This window comes from Pseudoalteromonas holothuriae (genome assembly GCF_945859825.1).
Lineage (GTDB): Bacteria > Pseudomonadota > Gammaproteobacteria > Enterobacterales > Alteromonadaceae > Pseudoalteromonas > Pseudoalteromonas holothuriae.
The window spans coordinates 226,689-247,825 of the sequence record NZ_CAMAPC010000001.1; the positions used below are offsets into that span (position 1 = coordinate 226,689).

General features: G+C 40.0%; 12 protein-coding genes, 3 tRNA genes and 3 pseudogenes. 15 read left to right on the forward strand and 3 right to left on the reverse strand.

Going from position 1 to position 21,137, the window contains the following annotated elements; genetic code table 11:
- The first annotated feature begins 35 nt into the window (after positions 1-35).
- The 5 genes from prfB to OCI93_RS01035 all read left to right on the forward strand — a co-directional run bounded on the left by prfB (position 36) and on the right by OCI93_RS01035 (position 3,368).
- Positions 36-1,134 (forward strand): peptide chain release factor 2 gene (prfB, locus tag OCI93_RS01015; RefSeq protein WP_261595099.1). Its coding sequence is split into 2 segments (ribosomal slippage): positions 36-110 and positions 112-1,134, totalling 1,098 coding nucleotides; the frame shifts between segments, so codons are not numbered across the junction.
- Positions 1,135-1,161: 27 nt separating this feature from the next.
- A complete protein-coding gene (gene lysS / locus OCI93_RS01020) occupies positions 1,162-2,703 on the forward strand; it encodes a lysine--tRNA ligase (RefSeq protein ID WP_261595098.1) in 1,542 nt (513 codons plus the stop codon).
- Between the two features lie 209 nt (positions 2,704-2,912).
- Positions 2,913-3,005 (forward strand) — tRNA-Ser (locus OCI93_RS01025).
- A gap of 61 nt (positions 3,006-3,066) precedes the next feature.
- A tRNA-Arg gene (locus OCI93_RS01030) sits at positions 3,067-3,143 on the forward strand.
- Between the two features lie 148 nt (positions 3,144-3,291).
- Positions 3,292-3,368: transfer RNA gene (locus OCI93_RS01035), tRNA-Arg, on the forward strand.
- Positions 3,369-3,977: 609 nt separating this feature from the next.
- Here the strand turns inward: OCI93_RS01035 and OCI93_RS01040 are convergent.
- Positions 3,978-4,214 (reverse strand): annotated as a pseudogene (locus OCI93_RS01040) (ATP-binding protein); the annotation flags it as partial.
- Between the two features lie 481 nt (positions 4,215-4,695).
- Between OCI93_RS01040 and OCI93_RS01045 the strand changes: the two are divergent.
- Positions 4,696-5,052: pseudogene (locus OCI93_RS01045) on the forward strand (DUF4277 domain-containing protein); the annotation flags it as partial.
- 203 nt (positions 5,053-5,255) lie between these two features.
- Here OCI93_RS01045 and OCI93_RS01050 read toward each other — a convergent pair.
- On the reverse strand, positions 5,256-6,434 hold the full coding sequence (locus OCI93_RS01050) for a hypothetical protein (protein WP_261595097.1): 1,179 nt from the start codon (positions 6,432-6,434) through the stop codon (positions 5,256-5,258).
- A gap of 665 nt (positions 6,435-7,099) precedes the next feature.
- Here OCI93_RS01050 and OCI93_RS01055 point away from each other — a divergent pair.
- The 3 genes from OCI93_RS01055 to OCI93_RS01065 all read left to right on the forward strand — a co-directional run bounded on the left by OCI93_RS01055 (position 7,100) and on the right by OCI93_RS01065 (position 10,766).
- The gene (locus tag OCI93_RS01055) at positions 7,100-7,537 is read left to right on the forward strand and encodes a hypothetical protein (RefSeq protein WP_261595096.1); all 438 of its coding nucleotides are present in this window, start codon (positions 7,100-7,102) and stop codon (positions 7,535-7,537) included.
- 73 nt (positions 7,538-7,610) lie between these two features.
- A complete protein-coding gene (locus tag OCI93_RS01060; protein WP_261595095.1) occupies positions 7,611-9,944 on the forward strand; it encodes an efflux RND transporter permease subunit in 2,334 nt (777 codons plus the stop codon).
- A 12-nt stretch (positions 9,945-9,956) separates the two neighbouring features.
- Entirely contained in the window at positions 9,957-10,766 is an 810-nt protein-coding gene (locus OCI93_RS01065; RefSeq protein WP_261595094.1) for an outer membrane lipoprotein-sorting protein, read from the forward strand.
- Positions 10,767-11,024: 258 nt separating this feature from the next.
- Here the strand turns inward: OCI93_RS01065 and OCI93_RS01070 are convergent.
- Positions 11,025-11,731 (reverse strand): annotated as a pseudogene (locus tag OCI93_RS01070) (transposase); the annotation flags it as partial.
- Positions 11,732-12,442: 711 nt separating this feature from the next.
- Here OCI93_RS01070 and pabC point away from each other — a divergent pair.
- The 6 genes from pabC (at position 12,443) to OCI93_RS01100 (ending at position 21,077) form a co-directional block, all read left to right on the forward strand.
- Positions 12,443-13,258, forward strand: a complete 816-nt coding sequence (gene pabC / locus OCI93_RS01075; RefSeq protein WP_261595093.1) for an aminodeoxychorismate lyase — start codon at positions 12,443-12,445, stop codon at positions 13,256-13,258.
- A 213-nt stretch (positions 13,259-13,471) separates the two neighbouring features.
- The gene (locus tag OCI93_RS01080) at positions 13,472-15,148 is read left to right on the forward strand and encodes a class I adenylate-forming enzyme family protein (protein WP_261625581.1); all 1,677 of its coding nucleotides are present in this window, start codon (positions 13,472-13,474) and stop codon (positions 15,146-15,148) included.
- 39 nt (positions 15,149-15,187) lie between these two features.
- Positions 15,188-16,561, forward strand: coding sequence for a condensation domain-containing protein (locus OCI93_RS01085; protein WP_261625582.1), 1,374 nt, complete (start codon positions 15,188-15,190; stop codon positions 16,559-16,561).
- Between the two features lie 115 nt (positions 16,562-16,676).
- Positions 16,677-17,006: a DMT family transporter gene (locus OCI93_RS01090; RefSeq protein ID WP_261595090.1), complete on the forward strand. Its 330-nt coding sequence runs from the start codon at positions 16,677-16,679 to the stop codon at positions 17,004-17,006.
- A 152-nt stretch (positions 17,007-17,158) separates the two neighbouring features.
- Complete coding sequence (locus tag OCI93_RS01095) at positions 17,159-18,304, forward strand: acyl-CoA dehydrogenase family protein (RefSeq protein WP_261595089.1); 1,146 nt, start codon at positions 17,159-17,161, stop codon at positions 18,302-18,304.
- A gap of 115 nt (positions 18,305-18,419) precedes the next feature.
- A complete protein-coding gene (locus OCI93_RS01100) occupies positions 18,420-21,077 on the forward strand; it encodes an aminotransferase class III-fold pyridoxal phosphate-dependent enzyme (RefSeq protein WP_261595088.1) in 2,658 nt (885 codons plus the stop codon).
- The last annotated feature ends 60 nt before the right edge of the window (positions 21,078-21,137 follow it).

The window sequence follows — 21,137 nt, forward strand, 5'->3', positions numbered from 1 at the left end:
CCATAGAAAATCAATCGTTTTTTGGAGTAATGTGCATGTTTGAAGTGAATCCTGTGATTAATCAAATCAAGGACATTCGCGAACGTACTGAGCTGCTTCGGGGGTACCTTTGACTACGCTCATAAACAAGAGCGTTTAGAAGAGGTTAACGCGGAGCTTGAAGACTCAGCAGTGTGGAACGAGCCAGAAAGAGCGCAAGCACTTGGCCGTGAAAAGTCAGCACTAGAAGTAGTTGTAGAAACAATCGACGAACTTGTTGCGGGCACTGATGATGTTGAAGGGCTGGTGGAGCTTGCAGTTGAAGCACAAGATCAAGATACTTTTGATGAAGCGCAACAAGAACTAGAAACATTATTAGCCGCACTTGAAAAGCTTGAGTTTCGCCGAATGTTTTCAGGTCCTCACGATGACAACGATGCATATTTAGATTTACAGTCGGGTTCAGGTGGTACAGAAGCGCAAGACTGGTGCAACATGCTACTGCGTATGTATTTGCGTTGGGGTGAAGCTAAAGGCTTTAAAGTTGAGCTTGTAGAAGCCACCGATGGCGATGTGGCTGGTATCAAAGGTGCAACTGTACGTTTTGTCGGTGAATATGCCTATGGTTGGTTACGTACAGAAACAGGCGTACACCGTTTGGTACGTAAAAGCCCGTTTGACTCAAGTGGCCGTCGTCATACTTCATTTGCGTCTGCATTTGTTTATCCTGAAGTAGACGACAATATTGAAATTGATATTAACCCATCTGATTTACGAATAGACGTTTATCGAGCATCGGGGGCGGGTGGTCAGCACGTTAACACCACCGAGTCGGCCGTTCGTATTACACACGTCCCTACCAACACAGTGGTACAGTGCCAGAACGAGCGTTCGCAGCACAAGAACAAAGCGCAAGCAATGAAGCAGTTAAAAGCCAAGTTATTTGAACTTGAAATGCAAGCGCAAAATGCTGAAAAGCAGACACAAGAAGATGCCAAATCTGATATTGGTTGGGGCAGCCAAATTCGTTCATACGTTTTGGATGACTCACGTATTAAAGACTTACGTACCGGTGTTGAAAACCGCAACACGCAAGTTGTATTAGATGGTGACTTAGACAAATTTATCGAAGCTAGCCTGAAATCAGGCCTTTAATCAACAAGCTAAACTAAGAGCTAAAAAATGACAGATCAAATCCAAGACGAAAACAAACTCATTGCTGAGCGTCGTACCAAGTTGGATGCGATTCGCGAGAATTGCAGTGCCAATGGCCACCCTAACAGCTTCCGTCGTGAAGATTATACGGCTGATCTTCAGGCTAAGCTTGGTGATAAATCTAAAGAAGAGCTGGTTGAATTAGACAGCCAAGCTGCGGTTGCTGGTCGAGTGCTTGCTAAACGTGGACCTTTCCTAGTGTTACAAGATATGAAAGGTCGTATTCAGGCATATGCTTCAAAAGATGTTCAAAAAGATTTAAAAGCTAAGTATGGTCAACTAGATATTGGTGACATCATTGGTGTAAAAGGGCCGGTACACAAGTCAGGCAAAGGCGACCTGTATATAGATATGGTTGAGTATGAGCTACTGACCAAATCATTACGCCCACTTCCAGAGAAGTTCCATGGTCTAACTGACCAAGAAGCAAAGTATCGCCAGCGTTATGTTGATTTAATTACCAATATGGATACGCGTGAAACATTCCGTATTCGTTCAAAAGTGATTGAAGGTATTCGTCGCTTTTTAGCTGAACGTGATTTTATGGAAGTAGAAACGCCGATGCTTCAGGTTATTCCAGGTGGTGCAACGGCTCGTCCTTTTGTAACGCACCACAATGCGTTAGATATTGATATGTATTTGCGTATTGCACCTGAGCTTTACCTTAAACGCTTAGTGGTCGGTGGTTTTGACCGTGTGTTTGAAATTAACCGCAACTTCCGTAATGAAGGGTTATCAACGCGTCACAACCCTGAATTCACGATGATTGAATTCTACCAAGCTTACGCAGATTACAATGACTTGATGAATCTAACCGAAGATATGCTGCGCACAGTAGCACAAGACGTATTGGGCACGACGACGATTGTAAATACCACTAAAAATGCCGAAGGCGAAGTAGTTGATACGGTTGAATATGATTTTGGTAAAGCATTTACCCGTTTATCAATGGCTGATGCCATTATTGAACACAGTGAAGATGCCAAAGCACAAGCGCAAATCTTTAAAGACCCAGAGAACCACTTTGACGAGTTAAAAGCGTTTGCGAAACAAGTGCATGTTAAAACACCTGAAAACTGTGTGTGGGGCCCGGGTAAATTTCTATGTGAAATTTTTGAAGAAGTGGCTGAGCATAAACTTATTCAACCAACTTTCATCACTGAATACCCTTGGGAAGTATCGCCTCTAGCGCGTCGTAACGATGATAATTCATTTATTACTGATCGTTTTGAGTTCTTCGTTGGTGGTCGTGAGCTAGCGAACGGCTTCTCAGAGCTTAATGATGCAGAAGATCAAGCTGCACGCTTTGCTCGTCAGGTTGAAGAAAAAGATGCCGGTGACGATGAAGCTATGCACTTTGATGATGACTACATTCAAGCGCTTGAGTATGGCTTACCGCCAACGGCAGGTGAGGGCATTGGTATTGACCGTCTAGTGATGCTCTTTACTGATTCACCAACCATTAAAGACGTTATTTTGTTCCCGCATATGCGCCCACAAGCTGACTAATTTGATGTTTGATAAAAAGCCGCTCATTGAGCGGTTTTTTTTGTGCATTTCTTTTACTTTGCGCTATTTTTAGCCTTGAAGCGTTGAAAAGTTAAACGCTGTAACTTAAATGACTTATAAGCTGAACATTCTCTGAGCATACGAACCATTTTTGCCATAAAAGTGTTTGACTTATTTTCTCAAGTCTTTATTATACGCATCCACAAGACGGAGAGGTGGCCGAGTGGCTGAAGGCGCTCCCCTGCTAAGGGAGTATAGGGTTTGTAGCCCTATCGAGGGTTCGAATCCCTCCTTCTCCGCCATTTTTAATTAAATGGTATCTTGTTAATCGGTTAAGTAGCGATGAAAAACATACTTAATAACGGACGCGTAGCTCAGCTGGATAGAGTACCTGGCTACGAACCAGGCGGTCGGAGGTTCGAATCCTCCCGCGTCCGCCACTTCCTCTAAGTGGTTAAATAAAAGAGAAACGAGACACAGGATATCGGAGGTTCACTCTTTCAATATACGTCCCGCGTCCGCCACTTCCTCTAAGTGGTTAATCTAAGAGACATCGCTTAAGTTAAGATGTGAAACAGACTTAAATACGGACGCGTAGCTCAGCTGGATAGAGTACCTGGCTACGAACCAGGCGGTCGGAGGTTCGAATCCTCCCGCGTCCGCCACTTCCTCTAAGTGGTTAATCTAAGAGAAATGCGATGCAGGCAGCCGGAGGTTCACTCTTACAAAATATGTCCCGCGTCCGCCACTTCCTCTAAGTGGTTAATCTAAGAGAAATGCGATGCAGGCAGCCGGAGGTTCACTCTTACAAAATATGTCCCGCGTCCGCCACTTTTCTCTAAGTGGTTAAATAAAAGTGAAATGAGACATAGGCTATCAAAGGTTTACTCTTTCGATATATGTACTTTTCCACTCTTTTTTTAAAGGAGTGAGCAATCAACCGATATGTTCTGAAAAGACAGTCGGTTTTTTTGTGCCTAAAATTTGGCTTCGCTAAAGTAGGTTGGATAAGTGAAGTGCCACCCAAAGCTTCAAGTGGTCAACTCTTTTTGGCCACCTTGTTATAAGTTTTCCAATACTGTTTTTCTTCCACTATAGGCGAGCTTCTATCGTTATGTTGATTGGGTCAGTAACGATTGTAGTAACCCACGATATGTTGTGATATTTCGCCTGTTGCTTTCTTATATTTTTATAACCCGTTCTTGGCTGCGTATTCTCATAACTTTGATCACCGAGTATCATCTGGTTTATCATTTTTTAGAGCCGTTTTAAAGTTAGCTTAACTGCTCATTATCACTCAATTTATTAAGATGTTTTCGTATCGATTCTTCTTTTAAATTTAACTTAATCGAACCATGAATTAGCCTATCTAAAATGGCGTCAGCACGGGGAGATTCTCCTAGCATCTCGTGCCAGCTTTCCTGTGGGAGCTGGCTTATAATTATGTGTGATTTATAAATATATCTCGCATCAATTAATTCAAGTAAATCCCCTCGTTGCTGGGCACTATACCAATCCGTATAAAGATTAAATCAACTTTATCCATTCTCGACTACACATCTTGGTCACTCGATCCAGTATTGAAATAAAGTGACTCCATGCCTTTGAAACTTCATCAACAATTTCTTCATGTTAACAACAACCGAAAAGTGATCCACTCCACCATTTGAATAATGATCCACTATTTTAGATCAGATATTTAAGCTGATTGGTATTAATGGTTCTATCCTAAATTATCTCATATCAGGAGATCACACTGTATTAGCTTTGCGAATAACTTTCGATAGCTGCCATTTACCCGCGTTAGAAACAGGCTTTCAAATATTGCTTTTAATCGAATATAGTAAACGCTTTTCCTTGTAGGCAGTACTCATGACCTAATGCACATGCGAGGTATGTTTCCCCAACGTCAGTTGATTTAACTGAGCCGGTCGATTTTTCTTTGCTCACGCGTGTCAATTCATAGGTTAGCAATAAACTTATGTGCTCTAAAATGAACTTGGGTTTACTGGTGGTACTTTGCATATGTAAAGCGAATACTTTAAGGATAAACTGCTTGATAGGTTAATTGGTAAGGGGCTGCTAGCCGAGCATATCAGTGATGATGCTCTCGGACGATGTTTAGATACCTTATATGATTATGATGTCTCGAGATTATATCAGCAATTGGGCGAGGCAGTAGTGGTACCGACCAAGGCCTTACATCTTGATTCGATGAGTTTCCATCATAATGGTCAAGCCAACGATGACGACGAGGTGGAACATATTCGTATCGCCAAGGGGTAGTCACTAGACCATCGTCCAGAACTCAATCAGTTAATATTAAACCCGATTTGTGAGAATCAATCCGACAAAACGGTATTGGTAGCGAATCTTGAGCTACACAATCAAACCATGATTGACTGTTTGGTTGAGAAATATCAGATAATTTATTCTTTAAGCTGGTACAAAGTGACAGATTTATATGTCTATTTCTTTTTATCGCTTAAAAATAAACCCAACTCCACGGTTGGGTTTGTGTATTTTGATATGCATATTTTTAAATTAATAATTTAAAAATAGTACTCAAGCGTTACAGAGCCATAATCATCATTTTTAATACCATAGAGCGGCATAGTTGGATTGTCGGTTGTAAAGAGTCGCACGTCTAAAGTGAGTTTCCATGATTCACCCAAACGGCGGCTACCTTCTATAAACGCACTCTTGGAACTCGATTCTGTTAAGTCTTGTGTATAGCCAATTAATAGCTGTGAACTTTGTACGTCATTGAACGCCAATCGTGCACCCACGAAAATATCATTTTGTAACGGTGATGGTGAGCGTTCATTTCGTGAGTGGCGGTTATACTCCATAAGCAAGCCAAGGTCGGTGATGTCTACAAAGCCTACCATGGTGTATTCAAATCCGGCGGTAAATGCACCAAAGTTGCCAATCGAATCGTCGCGGGCGATGGCTTCTATTTTCCATAGCCAATTACCGATCGTAGCTTGAGCATCGACACCCAATTGTTGCATTTGATCATATAAAGGAATACCCGACGGTTGGTGAAGATTATTTTCTAGCGATTGGTACACTATGCGAGGATCTCGATTGGTGCCTTTAAACCAACTGAGGCCAAAATCAAAAATATCGATTGAGTTGCTGTATCTCAGAGCATAATCAAAATGGTCCTTTTTATCACTATCCTCATAAAGCGGATTATGTGTATCAATGACTATTTGACCAGTAAGCCGTCCATCTATGCCGGGAAAAGTTCTGTCACGAAAACCAGGTAATACAAATGCACTTAAAACCCCCCAATCTCTTAAAATAGTACCTTGTAACATGGGCTGACCTAGCTTTTCTTCTCCATCGATAGATTCGACTAAGTCAGTTTGATTGATAACATCAACTAAATGGTTAGATTCGGTCACACCCCAAAATATTTTGCCAATACCAGCGCGAAACTCCCAGCTATCACCGACATGGAGCCATATTGCTTCTCGAATATCTAGGTGGGTGCGCTCGTCGTCTAACGCGTCATAACGTGCAAACAGCTTGAAAGTGAAGCTGTTACGTCTTTCTTCATCGCTCCAGTAGAGTTCAGGCTCTGCGAATAAAGAGCTTTGAAGTTTTTCATCGTGTGTGAAAAATCGGCTTTGTGCACCTACTTTACCAGCAATATTGACAGCTTGAGCAAGGCTGGGTAGTACAAATAGCGAACATAGAAAGGTTTTTTTTAACGTATTCATATTAATTTTGTTACATCCTTGAAGTCGTTTAGGTGTTAGCCTTTCACGCAGTGAAAAATATCGGCAGCGAATCCAAAGCGTGTCATGGTTAGTTTGCACTCTTATTCGCTTGGTATATTTTTTACGTGAAATAAAACGCAGCGGGATTTTTACACCTTTTCTATCTTGAGTCAATTGCCCACATTTTCATCAAGGGCTATGAGAGTGACTGTGTACTTAATTCAGCATTAAAATGTAAGGAGATACAGTTTTTTATATGTATATTGTGAGTCCACAATAGCCTTACGCACATCCAAAAATGCTGGCTAGTGGTGTTCTTTTTGCTCACTTTATTCATAGAGATGCAATATTATCTAGTTATAAACGCAGGGCAAGTTCTTTTAATTTGGAGTTTAAGTAAAGCGCTAGTGTGCTTTAAAAGTTGAAGTTTGAGGGTCAAATTTAGTGAGTGAATTATTAAATTTGACACAGTAGATTAGCTGCTAAACACATGTGGAAAACGCAATTAATTCAATTGTTATTTTGTCTATCACTTTGAATCTATAATGAATTTGCGAGTTCAACTTTAGTATGATTTATCGTCTTTAGATGTATTTGTTGTATTTACAATTAACTGGCGAGTAATGTAATATTTAAAAGTAACTAACAATTTAAGGAAAAGTTACATGGATATTAATAATAAGTATGAAACAGTGAATACTCATAACCTTGTTCGGATGGAACACTCTGTACTACTCATTGTTATGGCTGGGATCGCAGCCCTTAACTACGAAAGTATAAATTGGTATTTATTTAACGCACTGTTTTGGGGAATTGATCTCTTTGGATTTTACCCCGGCATGGTTTACTACAAGTATATTAACAGAAATGTCCCCAAAATTTTCTATGTCATTTACAATACATCTCACAGTTATTTGACTTGGACTGTTTTCTCTGTCGTTTGGGTTTATTTTTACGGCTTTGACTACGTTTTATTAGCTCCATGGATGCACTTAATGGCTGATAGAGGGTTGTTTGGAAATACGCTTCGCCCTTTCCATGTTGCATTCAACGTAGAGAAAAATGAGCACTTTAAAAAATTCGAAAATACACTTTATAAGTAGCTTTTTAATTACTTATATCGCTGTATTTTAACTTTAAAATCGCAAGGTCAATTCTAAATGGAGTAGAGTAACAATGCGTGAATTTATATTAAAGAGTGGGGTCCGTCGACCCTTTGTAACACTGCTAGCAAGCTTGCTGTTTATCATTGCTGCAAGTTGGGGAGCGGGCTATCTAACTTTTAAAAGTGATAGTCGGGTGTTCTTTGAAGAAAGCAACCCTCAATTACAAGCATTTGATCGAATGGAAGCCGTATATTCCCAAAGCGATAATGTCGCGTTTTTGATAGTGCCAAAGAGCGGGGATGTATTTACCAAAGAGAACCTTTCTTTAATTTACGATCTAACTGAGCAAGCTTGGCAAACGCCTTATTCAAGTCGTGTTGATTCTATTACTAACTATCAGCACACTTTTGCAACGGGTGATGATCTCATTGTTGAAGACTTGGTACTTGACCCTGAGCTACTTGATACGCAAAGAATGAAAGAAATTCGCGCTATAGCTGTCAACGAGCCTTTATTAGCTAAACGCCTGATCTCTACTGAAGGCCATGTCAGCCTTGTGAATGTCACAGTGCAAATGCCGGGTACTAACGCTGAACAAGAGTTGACGGATGTGAGCACTTTTGTTCGCCAGATCCGCGATGATTTACTTGAAAAGTATCCCAATACTGAAATCCATTTAACTGGTCTTGTAATGATGGATGTGGCCTTTGCAGAAGCGGCACTTGCAGACAACAACACTTTAATGCCGCTTATGTTTTTGGTTGTTATGGTCGCGATTGGTCTTTTACTTCGCACTATCACGGGGACTATTTCGACTTTATTGGTCGCGATTGTTGCGATTGTGGTTACTTTAGGCGTAACTGGGTGGTTGGGGATTTATTTAACACCGCCTTCAGCAGCTGCACCTATTATGATTTTAACTGTGGTGGTGGCAGATTGTGTTCACATTTTAACGAACATGTTTCATGAAATGAGAAAAGGGTTTGATAAGCGACAGGCGATTTATAACAGCTTAGAACATAACTTAAAGGCTATTTTTATTACCAGTGCTACGACAGCCCTTGGCTTTTTGAGTATGAACTTCTCGGATGTCCCCCCGTTTCAAGACCTAGGTAATATGGTGGCATTTGGGGTGATGATGGCCTTTTTGTTTTCAGTGACGTTATTCCCAGCTCTGCTTGCTATTTTACCTATTAAGCCATTTAAAGAAGATGTCAAAGAGCACTCTGGTTTAATGGCTGGTGTCAGTAATTTTGTGGTTAAAAACTATCGAATTTTGTTACCCAGTTCATTGTTTGCAATGTTGATTATATTGCTTTTGATCCCGCGTAATGAGTTAAATGATAGATACGTGGAGTTTTTTGACGAGTCGGTCCCCTTTAGAATGGCAACTGAATTAATGGGCAAGGAACTTAGTGGTGTCGATACAATCGAGTTTTCTATTGAAACAGGTACAGCTAATGGTATCAATGACCCTAAAGTAATCGCTGCAATAGAGCACTTCAGTGAATGGCTACGTACGTTGCCTGAAGTTGATCATGTAAATACGCTCAGTGATATTTTTAAACGGCTTAATAAAAATATGCACGGAGACGACCCCGCTTGGTATAAATTACCAGAAGGTAAGGAGCTGGCAGCACAATATTTATTATTATATGAAATGTCTTTGCCGGTTGGTCTGGATCTTAATAACCAAGTTAATGTAGACAAGTCAGGCACTCGAGTTGTGGCAACGCTGGAAAATATGCCTACCTATGAGTTATTAGAGTTAGAGGAGCTAACGACAACATGGTTTGCGACAAACTATCCTGAGTTGAAGTTAGAGGCTGCTAGTATTTCACTGATGTTTGCACACGTTAGTAAAAAGAACATTAATAGCATGCTCTTAGGTTCTGTGCTGGCACTTATATTGATTTCACCCATCTTAGCTATGGTGATGGGTTCGGTAAAATATGGTGTTATTAGCTTACTGCCAAATCTTCTTCCAGCCGGGGTTGCATTTGGTATTTGGGCGCTATTATCAGCAGAGGTTGGGCTTGGCTTATCGGTTGTTATTGGTATGACGTTGGGTATCGTGGTCGATGATACGGTACACTTTATGAGTAAATATTTAACAGCGCGTCGAGAGAAAAACATGTCGCCAGAAGAAGCGGTGCATTATACCTTTCAGAGTGTGGGGCCTGCACTGTGGTTTACTACGCTAGTTTTAGTTGCAGGTTTCTTGATCATGGCTTTATCGACATATCGTGTAAACGCAGACATGGGGGTGATGACCGCAATCACTATTGTGGTTGCCTTGCTTGTTGATTTCTTATTATTGCCATCATTATTGATTGCAGCAGACAAAATAAGAAAAGATCCACAACCTGTTGAAGAAAATAGCGGCATAGTTCCGCAAAATTAAGGAGAAACGCACATGTTTAAACCTATGTTTATGTTATTTAAATTATTAATCGTGACATTACTCATCAGTGGTCAAGCTTATAGTGTGCAAAGCAATGATGTAACTGCGAAAGAAAAAGGCTTGCGTATTGCGAAAAAAGCCAAAAAATTGGATAGCGGCTGGGGTGACTCTCAATCAGAAGTGGAAATGATTTTACGAAATAAGCATGGCCAAGAAAGCCGCCGAGCGATTCGTAGCAAAAATTTAGAGTTGAAAGATGAAGGTGATAAAAGTCTGATTATTTTTGATGAACCGCGTGATGTAAAAGGCACTGCTTTTTTAAATTACTCCAACCCCATTGAACCTGATGATCAGTGGCTTTATTTACCGGCATTAAAACGCATCAAGCGTATTTCGTCACGTAATAAGTCAGGCCCGTTTATGGGCAGTGAATTTTCATACGAAGATATGTCTCCGTTTGAAGTTGAGAAATACACATATAAGTATTTACGCGATGAAACAGCCGAAGGTCGTGAGTGCTTTGTTTTAGAATACTATCCAGTAGATAAATACTCGGGCTATCCACGTCAAGTTGTTTGGTTAGATAAAGAAATGTATCAACCAATTAAAACTGAATACTACGACCGTAAAGACAGTTTATTGAAAACATTAAAGATAACAGATTACAAGCAGTATCAGGGGAGGTTCTGGCGTGCAGATAAGTTGGAAATGACAAATCATTTAAATGGTAAAAGTACTGTGTTGTTAATGGCAAACTATCGCTTTAGCACAGGATTAGATGAGCAAGACTTCAGTCAAAACACCTTGAAGCGTTTACGATAGATAGTTAACTCTTTTTACTAAAGAAGGCGCTCGACCATTGGGTAATGCCAGTCAGTTAAGAATTGACTGGCATTTTCTTTTATACGGATATTTTCTAGGTTTCTTTCTGACTACTCTGGGATACCTTCTATCTGGAAGCCGGTCTGGTAAGGTGATCATCCCTTTTTTAATAGACATCAAAAATGGAGTATTTAAGCAGCCTTTAATGGTGGGAAACCATTATTAGCTTTATGTGGTCGTTCATAGTTATAACGGCACAACCATTATTACCAACCCTTCACGTTTGTAATCGTCAATAACGTTAAACAAGCGAATTGTGCGACCGTTACTTAGCTGGTCATGCATAAAATCTATTGACCAAACTTGATTCGGCTTAATTAGCTCTTTGAGGGGCTCTGGCTTATGACGATTTAAGCGTCGCCTTGGCTTTATTCTCAGATTCAATGAAAGCTCAGTATAAATGCGGTAAACACGTTTGCGGTTCCTACGCAGATAATCAAAGCAAAGACCAAAACCCCAGTCGCTTTCATCATTGGTTAAATCGACAAGCATTTGAGCTATTTATTGATTCTCATCAGAAAGCTTTGCTTTGTATCGATAACACGTTTCGCTTATTTGAAAAGCTTGGCAAGCTAACTTTATAGTTACGCCCATAGAGGCAACGAAGTATTGCGCCATCTCTTTGTGTTTCGATGGCTTTACTACTTTTTTTGCATTGCTTCGTGCACGATTTCTGCTTTTAGTTTTTCATCGACTTACATCTTTTTAAGTCTACGATTTTCTTCTTCAAGCTCCTTCATTCGAGCCATTAAAGACGTATCCATACCACCATACTTGGAGCGCCACTTATAAAATGTTGAATTACCAAAGTTATGTTCACGACAAATGTCAGGAACAGGAATACCTTCATCAGCTTATTTTAAAATAGCCATAATCTGGCTATCACTAAATTTTGATTTTTTCATGCAGAATCTCCTTCGATTATTTTACGAGAAAATTCCACTTTTGACGTCAACTATTTTTCGGGAGGATTACCAACCCTTTTAAAGATCGGTCAACTGACCTGTTGATTTCTTAACTGATCAGCATTACCTGACCATTGGGCGACTTTTTTATTGGAACGGCAGAGCATCATGGCTTCGGTGCAATTTCTAATTTGGTCAAGTGGAAAGCGCGCATAAATTACGTAGTTGAAGTTATTTTACCTATGGATATGAGCATGAAGTTAAATAGGCTGATGATATTAATGCCTATAAAGCGGGGATTTTATATGGATGGATATCAGTAGGTTCATGACATAAAAAGGTACTTAAATGCGTTGAACTGACCAAAAAAAACGCTGTTGGATAGTCAAAATGTAGCGGAAAAAATATCATAGGTAACTTTAATGTTGCATTTTAGTTATTGGTTGTATTGACATATTTATTTAACTAGTTAGTATAGTTCACAAGTAAAGAAAAGAAAAAATAAAATTATTAAGTTGTTGTATGGTAAGTACAATAACTGTTTGTTGTTGGCTATTTGAGCATGTGTGCTATCTCATGCTTTGAAACAGCGGATAACGGTGTCACGGTCAAGTAAGCTCAATTTAAAATTACATATGTAAATAATGTTTTTTTTTTGTTTTGTTTTTTGACGTAAGGGTGAAATGTAAAAAAACTAAGTAGAGCGGTATTGTGATTATTGTAAATGGACAACAAAAAAGCGAGATTAGTGTAAAAGATAGGGGTCTACTCTATGGTGATGGAATCTTCGAAACGATTAAAGTTAAAGGAGCAATGCCCAAGCTGTGGCACATGCACTTAGATAGGCTTGTACATAGTTGTAATGCGTTAAAAATTGCTGTGCCCAACTTAAAGCATTTGCAAAATGACGTGGATCAAGTAATTAAAGAAACAGGCCCAAATTTAGTACTAAAAATTATTGTTACCCGTGGTATTGGTAACAGAGGTTACATATATACAGGCAATGAGCAGCCAACAGTTATCGTGATGTCGAGTCCCGAATATGTTACGAATGAACGTGACTACCTAAATGGTGTGAAAGCAATTTTTTGTGAAACTCGGCTATCTCACAATACGAACTTAGCGGGTCTAAAACATCTCAATCGATTAGAGCAAGTAATCGCTAGGGCTGAGTGGCAAGATCCACAAATTCGAGAAGGGGTTTTGTTGGATAATGACGAATTGGTCATCGAAGGTACTATGTCTAACTTATTTATTGAGAAAGATGGTGTGCTTTATACACCAAAGCTTGATAAATCGGGTGTTAGTGGCGTGGTGAGACGCAAGGTGATAGAAACACAAGAGGCAGCGAAAGCCCCTGTTTGCATTAAAAACATCACTAAAAATGAGCTGCTTTGCGCTGATTCTATTGCCATCAGTAACTCGTTAATGGGTGTAATACCTTTATCACAAATAGGCGATAAAGTATTTTCCATCAGCCCATTGATAAAAGAAATTGTTAGCAGGAATCTGCATGATTGCAACTGACGAAGTTAAAATTGACCGTATTACACTTATAGATTAAATACGAAGTAAAAGGTCAAATAGATCATATTTATATTACAAGATGAATACAAAAGGAATAGGTATTTATACGTTTATAGAAAGCTCAAAGCCAGCTTTCCTAACTAATTACCTCCCTTATGCATTATCTAGTTACATTTAACCATAAACTATCATTGTTGATATTTTGGAGCGAAAATGTCTTATCATGGAAATTTATCATCGATAAAAAGGATGCTTGCACAAAAAAGGGATAGACTTAGTGTCTCAAATCTAATTGATGTAGCGAGTGAACTACACGGCGACAAGAGTATATTCTTTCAGATGTCTGAAAGCTCTACTGACACTAGTCGGGGACTATCAGCGCAATGTTTGAGAAAAAGAGCGAATACCTACAGCAATATTCTAAAAAATAAATACCATATTAATCGCTATGACAGAGTGGGGATCTTGCTGGATAACAGCATGGAATACCACATATGGTTTTTGGCAATAGTTCGAGCTGGTGGTATTGCTGTGCCTATGAATGGTGGCTTTGATAAGGTTGAGTTAGACGAATATCTGACCCAAACGGGTGTCAATATACTTGTCACTGAATCAGCAATATGGGGTGAGAATTACCCTACTCAGCAGGTAGAACATTACATCAGTTTAGACGATAAAAACCTTGATGAACGAGGGTGTTATGTTGAGGATGCTGCACAAGAACAGTCTGATGAATTTGAGTGTATTAAGCTTAGTCCAGACGACGTGGTACTCATCCCTCATACATCAGGTACTACTGGTATTCCTAAACCTGTCACGCATACAGACTCAACATTAGTGGCTGTTTTACTGTCAAATTCTAAAGCTATTTTCACATCAAAAGATGAGCAAGTAATGCTCGTTATGCCATGTAATCATTGGATTTCACACTGTGCTTTTTTAGTTTCCCTTGTTTCATGTGATACCACTCGATGGCTAGTTAAAGATTTCTCTGCAAAGTTTGTTTTAGAGAGTATTGATAAGTACAAGACTAACAACTTTATCGCTTTTGCAGGTAATTACGCAAAGATGTACAACGAAGGATTAGATAATTACCGCCTGGATACTATAAAAATGTGGGTATCTGTTGCGGATGTAAGTTATGAGGTTCACCAGCGTGAATTTGTACAAAAAGGTGCGTTGTTAAGAGTGTTCGGCAAAGTAGTGATGAAATCTTTGTTTATTGACTTACTCGGCTCATCAGAAACAGGTGTACCTGCATTGATGAGAAGCATTTCTTCATACAGTAACCGCTTTGGTCGTTACCTTGGTCGCCCAGTGAACAATAGTTTAAGAGTTAACGTCGTTGATGAATATGGGAATGAGGTGCCTGTGAATCAGCCTGGGCGACTAGTGGTAAGCGGTCCAACCATGTTTAAAGGTTATTGGAACAATAGCGAGAAAGAGTTAGGTGTATTCCACAATGATTGGTGGTGGACAGGTGATGTGGTTTATAAAGATCGCCGAGGTCGCTTTTATCATATGGATAGAGGCGTGAACCTTATTGAGACTAGCAGCGGGCCAATTTCTACTTTAGCTCTGGAAGAGCAGGTGATTAAAGCTGATGGTGTTTTAAATGCTTGCGTATTAGGAATCAACCTAAATGGTGATGATAATCCAAGTGTGGCGTGTGTAATCCAATCAGACGCTAAAGAAGAAGATTACGACTCTATTGTATCGACAATAAAGCAGTTCGATTTGGCAAAAGAGGTCAAACACTTTGTATTTACTTTAAATGAATTCCCACGAGGATTAACGGGGAAAGTATTAAAAAGAAGCTTAAAAAATCGTATCAGTGAGCACTTTGATCAAAATAAAAATGAAGACATTAAAAAGATCAGTGTGGTGTGATAGCGCTGATCTAGCTCATATTTAGCTTAAGGGAATAACATGAAACTAACTCATTTAAATATAAATTACTTGCTTTGGGGTAAGTTAATGAACTCTCACTCAGCAGAGATCATCCAAATCACTGGGGAAATAGATTTCAAACGTTTACAAGAAGCGATTGCAATAGCTGTAGATAAGCAGCCAATTTTAAAGTGTTGTATAAAACCACGGTTGTTTGGTTATGACTGGGAGCCACTCGCAGAAGGCACGCCCATATCAGTTGAACGCTGTGATTATAGTGCTCTTTCAGAGCTTGAAATTAAGGATAAAATTGCAACTCACACTTGGTGCCGCAAAGCTGACTTTACTAAAGAGCGTTTAGTGCGGTTTTACCTCATTTACACCGGTGATGACAAGTACTATCTGCAAAGCGTATCGCATCATGCATCTGCTGATGCACAATCTGGTTTTATTTTATTCAAAGATATTGCAAAAATCTACACTGGTTTAACGCATTCCCATGCTGTAGATAGAAGCGAATATATTGTAAAGCGGCGTGATGTAGGTCGCGTTTATCTTGATAAATTACCATTTACGCAAAGGGTGAAAATATTTTGCCGAGGCATTAAAGCATTCCTCTCTAAACCAGGGTTTCAAGTGACAGGGTTAAACTTGCCAGACCCAAAAGAGGAAGCTACTCGATCAATATACTCAGATGCTTTGCCAGATGACATGTTGGGTAAGTTAAAAAAAGCTGCGAAGCATTACAATACCTCCGTACACGTTTTATTTGTGTTGGCTATGATGAAATACCAACACAAATTTAATCATGACTGCGAACGTTTGGGGTTTCAGTTGTTAGATGTACTAACGATGCGCCAGTTTTCTGATGAAGATGTGTCGATGTCATATGACGCATTTAGTATCAATCATTTCAAAGATTTTAATACGAATAAATCTGAAATTGAGATCATCAAAGATATTACCGATTATATCACGGGCCTTAAAGACGGAAAAATCTTTGAAGACTGGTATCAACAGAAGCTTTGGGTGGGCGCGTTCTTAGTCTTGCCACCATTTTTGCGTGCCAAATATGTTAGTTCAGTGTTAGACGATAAGCTCAGAGGCAATATGTTGATCTCTAATTTAGGTGTTTTCAACTTTGACTCCTATGAGTTTGGTAACTCAGAAGTAACAGACTTTTTTAGCTTCCCTAATGTTGGTGGCCCACTAAGGCTTGGCTTCTTTTTCTGTACTTTTAGAGGCCGATTAAAGCTGACTCTTGTATACGATTCAAGGTGTTTTACAGAGCCTATGAAAAAGGTTGTGGTAGAACCATTTACTGAAATACTCAATGAAATTTGCAGTGTGGTTGAACAACCAAAAACGTCAACGAGTTCGTCAAAAAAAGCGTTGTTAGAAGAGGGAGTGTAACCCCAATAGGGTGACATATTTTCTCATATTGATTAGTGGGTGTGTGTGGCGTGTTAACGCGCCACACACACAAGGATTGATTTACTCATTTAAAACTTAATATAGGAAAAAACTTATGCCGTACTTATTTCTAGGTCTAGCTATTTTGTCAGAAGTAATTGGAACTTCAGCACTTAAAATGTCTGAAGAATTCTCCAAAATAGGTCCATCCATTGTCGTTGTTTTAGGCTATGGCGCTGCTTTTTACTTTTTATCTATAGCCCTTTCTTCGATTCAGGTAGGTGTTGCTTATGGTGTATGGGCTGGTCTTGGTATCGTGTTGATCACTATTATTGGCGCAGTGTTCTTTAAAGAGATCCCTGACCTTCCAGCTATAATGGGGTTGCTGATGATCATCACTGGAGTAATGGTTATACACTTCTTCTCCAAAGCAGCTACTCACTAGAGCCGACTACAAACCTACAAAGAGGTATACCGAACAATTAGATTCGGTATGCCATAAAAAATTTACTTTATCGGACGCAAACCTCGAGGGTTACTTGTGCAATGACGTGTACCTGAAGGGTCTATCAACATTTATTATTATAAGGAGAAATTATGTTTTTAAATAGGGAAAAATTAGCGACTGAACAATTTGTTCCAGAACTCGCCACAGTATTAAAACAAAAACAGATGGCTGAGCGTGAAGTGAGTGATGGTCGTGAATTGTTTCAAATCTTCAAAAATCAGGCGAATCCAGGCTTGATGGTGGGTAAAAACTTAGGTGGTTCGGGGGCCGATTTGGTATCTGCGGTACGAATACATCGTTATGTTGGCAGCTTAAGTCCGTCGCTCGCTATTATGATGACGATGCACAACCATACAACCTACGCATTAAATAGAGCGATGGATTCATCACTTGCTATCACTGAAATGGTGCTTACTAGTGTTGCCAACGACAGACTGGTATTTTGCTCTGGGTTTGCAGAGGCGCGCCCTGGTGCCAATATTTTGAGTTCATCGGTAAACGCCCAATTAAATTCAAGTGGCGACAAGTTTGTGATTACGGGTAGCAAAAAGCCTTGCACTATGGCTGATTTTGCTGATCTGGCATTGGTTGGTATTGCAAACCCAAATAGTTCAGATCCAGAGTCTCGGGGCTTACTCATCGTTGAAAATATGAATGCAGCGAAGATTGAAAAAGTACCTTTTTGGCCTTCTTCAATCTTAACGGCGACAAGTAGTAATGAACTTGCATTTCGAGGCTTAGAAGTTAGTAAAGACAACGTTGCATTAATGGAAACGGGTGCTGAGCCAGACAAAACAAAACAAGTGATAGAAATTACTGAGTTGGTTGGTTTAAGTAGTTTTCAAGTTATGGTTGCAGCCTCTTACCTTGGTGCTGCATCTCGCTTAGCTGCACTTTGCTTTGAAGCAGAACCTGCAAATTCAACAGATGTGAGCCAAATAACTATTGAGCTTGAAACCGCAGCCCTTGCACTAGAAGGTATTGCAGCACAGATTGACTCCCAAGCACCCAGTGAAGAGTTAGTTGCCACAGCAATAGCGGTACGCACTATGGTGTCTCAGTGCATTGAGCGTGCAAATAACCTTGCAGTTATGAGCTTGGGAGGTATGAAGTATTTGGGTAATGAAGATGTTAGATATCTTTTGCAAGTAGCGAATTGTCTGAATTTCCACCCATTATCTCGTGGTGAACGTATTGACTTTATTCGCCATGTTTTATGCAACAGTCACTTATAACTGACTGGATAAATATTCAGTAACGATGCGTTACTTGTCGAAGGTGAGCAGGCAATACTTAAGGTCTGTGCATGTGTCAAACCGTCATTCTACTTTATAGGCATGGGGAAAAATAGTGTCATTAATTAACAGTTATCGAAAATTTCTAACGGGCAAACTTGAACTAGATATACCAATTGCTACGTGTGAATATAATAAAATTTATACCAAAGATGGGCGAGTGGTTCGTGACTATTTATCACAATACGGGGCATTGCCTTTTGGCCACAATCCAGAGTTTTGTGTTAAAGCTGTTGCAGAACATCTGCAGAATAAATCGCCCGTATTTACCCAACCAATTTTTCAAGAAGAAACCGAGGTGTTTGCTCAAGAGCTTGTTGATGCGTTGGGTGGATGGGCTAAGAATGTTACGTTTGCTAACAGTGGTGCTGAAACGGTAGAAGTTGGTTTTAAATTAGCGCGAATTAAAACTGGTAGAAAGAAGATTTTATCAGTAGAGCGTTCATTTCATGGTAAAACATACTCTGCTTTGCTAGCAACAAATTCTCGTCGCCATAATATTGACCATTTACGCAATTCAGATGATTCATTTTGCAAATTAGCACTAAATGATTTTGATGCGTTAGAAAAAGAGCTTGAAACTCAAGAGTATGCAGCGTTCATCGTTGAGCCAATTCAAGGCGAAGGGGGAATGAATGTGGCTGACCCTTTATGGCTTGAGCGTGCAAGAAAGCTTTGCTCCAAGACTCGTACAGCACTTATTTTTGATGAAATACAAACAGGTCTAGGGCGTACCGGCGATATGTGTGCTGCGATGGATCTAGGCGTTACACCAGATATTTTATTATTAGCAAAATCTCTCAGTGGTGGTTTGATCCCAACAGGTGCTGCTATTTACTCCAACTGGGTTGCAACTGCAGAATTTGATAGAAAGCACAGTTCCACATTCGCTAACAATGGATTAGCAACCGCAGTTGGTCGTGCTGTGCTCAAAGAACTACAAAAAGATGAGGGGGCAGCACTTACCCACGTAAGAAAAATATCGAGTTTAGTTGATGAAGAGTGTGAGCGATTAACTAAGCAATACCCAGGTATTTTTAGCTGTCGTGGTGCCGGTTTAATGAGAGCGCTGCAATTTAAGGATAACCAAGCTGAGACAAACTATTTTGTCACTTATATGCAAAACAGTGGTTCACTGGCGTGGTTATTCTGTAGTTATTTATTGAATGAGCACAACATGATGGTGATGCCATTGCTATCTGACAAGTGCTCAATTCGTTTTGAACCACCACTTAACGTCAGTGAACAGGACATTAAAGACTTCTTTTTAGCGGTGCAAAACGTATGCGATATGGTGCAAAACAGTCGCTATGACATCTTATTTGCGGGTTTAATTGAAAAGCCACTATCTGACTTGCCAAGCGTTGAGCAATATTATCCTGCAGCGAGAGCTGGCCAAACAGTATCAACCCACTATACAGGGACGGGTAAAAAACGTGGCAAAAAGTTTGCGTTCTTTATGCACTTTACGGTGGTTGAAGACTGTATCCGCATGATGCCTAAGAGTATGCACATTCACTATAGTGAAAAAGAAATCCGCGAATTAGCTGAATTAATAATGGAAGTAGGGGCTGTGGATTATGCGCCAGAAATTGCGCTTGAGTTTACCGTAAGTGATGAGCATACCTATGCGGATGGCTTGATGATAATGAGCCCGATCCAAGCGCGAGACATGATGAACTTATCGACTGCAGAAAAAGTAAACTTAATGAAGGAATTTGTAGCTGTGGCAAAACGTGAGGACGTGGAGCTTTTCGGTTTAGGCGCATACACATCGGTAATAACTCGTGGTGGTGAGCAAAATTTGGATGATATTGACGGTTTATCTTTTACTACGGGCAATAGCTTAACTGCATTGGCAACCACGGAAACGGTCATTGAAGCTGCAAATTATAACTTAATTGGTTCAGTGATCAGTGTAATTGGTGCACGTGGCGCAGTGGGTAAACTCATGGTAAGTGAGTTATCACATTGGTGCGACAATATTATTCTAATGGGACGCCCTGGAACGGAAAAACGTCTACTTGTCGAGTTGGTGCCAATCCTATGTCAATTAGCGTTTAGTGCAGAACAAAATGCACAACCTGGTTCTGTAATCGATAATATTCAAGGCTATATCCACTCATCTATGCCGGAACTTTCCAGCTACATAGGCGCGTTAAATGAAGCCCCAGAGCAAGCAGTAACACAAGTGTGTGAGTTGTTGTTAGCCGACGATTTAATTGTATCTATGGGATTGGGTACAAGTGATTGTTACCAATCAACATTGGAACAATCAGATTTTGTCGTATCAGCAACAAGTGAAGGTAAAGCTTTCTTAAGTACTGAATTCTTAAAAGAAGGTGCGATTGCAGTTGATACCGCGCGTCCATTTGATTTCATTGTGACACCAGAACAAAAAGCAGAGGTGCTTGAGGGAGGGTTAGTTATTCAACCTCAAGCCTTACGTTATGGCGACGTCAATATGGTTGGCTTACCACCGGGAATTAACCTTGCTTGTTTATCTGAAACGATTGCATTGGCAATGGAAGGCTGCGAGGGACGCTTTAGTTCTGGAAAATCAATTCCTTATTCACAGGCTCGTTATGTGTTAGATGTGGCAAGAAACCAAGGCTTTAAGCCGTTAGGTTACTCCTCCACACCTTCTGGTAATGATTACGTTGACGGCATTGAGACAGTGGTGAGTGAGGATAAAGCGGCAGCGCTTGTTTAAAAAGTGCTTTATCTCTTATTTGGATAATTAACCTGCCTTTTCAGGTTGTGTTTTAGGTTT

Excerpts from the sequence above, each read along its gene's own strand:
- lysS (WP_261595098.1), top strand. The coding sequence starts at position 1,162 with ATGACAGATCAAATCCAAGACGAAAACAAACTCATTGCTGAGCGTCGT.
- OCI93_RS01050 (WP_261595097.1), bottom strand. The coding sequence starts at position 6,434 with ATGAATACGTTAAAAAAAACCTTTCTATGTTCGCTATTTGTACTACCC.
- OCI93_RS01055 (WP_261595096.1), top strand. The coding sequence starts at position 7,100 with ATGGATATTAATAATAAGTATGAAACAGTGAATACTCATAACCTTGTT.
- OCI93_RS01060 (WP_261595095.1), top strand. The coding sequence starts at position 7,611 with ATGCGTGAATTTATATTAAAGAGTGGGGTCCGTCGACCCTTTGTAACA.
- OCI93_RS01065 (WP_261595094.1), top strand. The coding sequence starts at position 9,957 with ATGTTTAAACCTATGTTTATGTTATTTAAATTATTAATCGTGACATTA.
- OCI93_RS01080 (WP_261625581.1), top strand. The coding sequence starts at position 13,472 with ATGTCTTATCATGGAAATTTATCATCGATAAAAAGGATGCTTGCACAA.
- OCI93_RS01085 (WP_261625582.1), top strand. The coding sequence starts at position 15,188 with ATGAAACTAACTCATTTAAATATAAATTACTTGCTTTGGGGTAAGTTA.
- OCI93_RS01090 (WP_261595090.1), top strand. The coding sequence starts at position 16,677 with ATGCCGTACTTATTTCTAGGTCTAGCTATTTTGTCAGAAGTAATTGGA.
- OCI93_RS01095 (WP_261595089.1), top strand. The coding sequence starts at position 17,159 with ATGTTTTTAAATAGGGAAAAATTAGCGACTGAACAATTTGTTCCAGAA.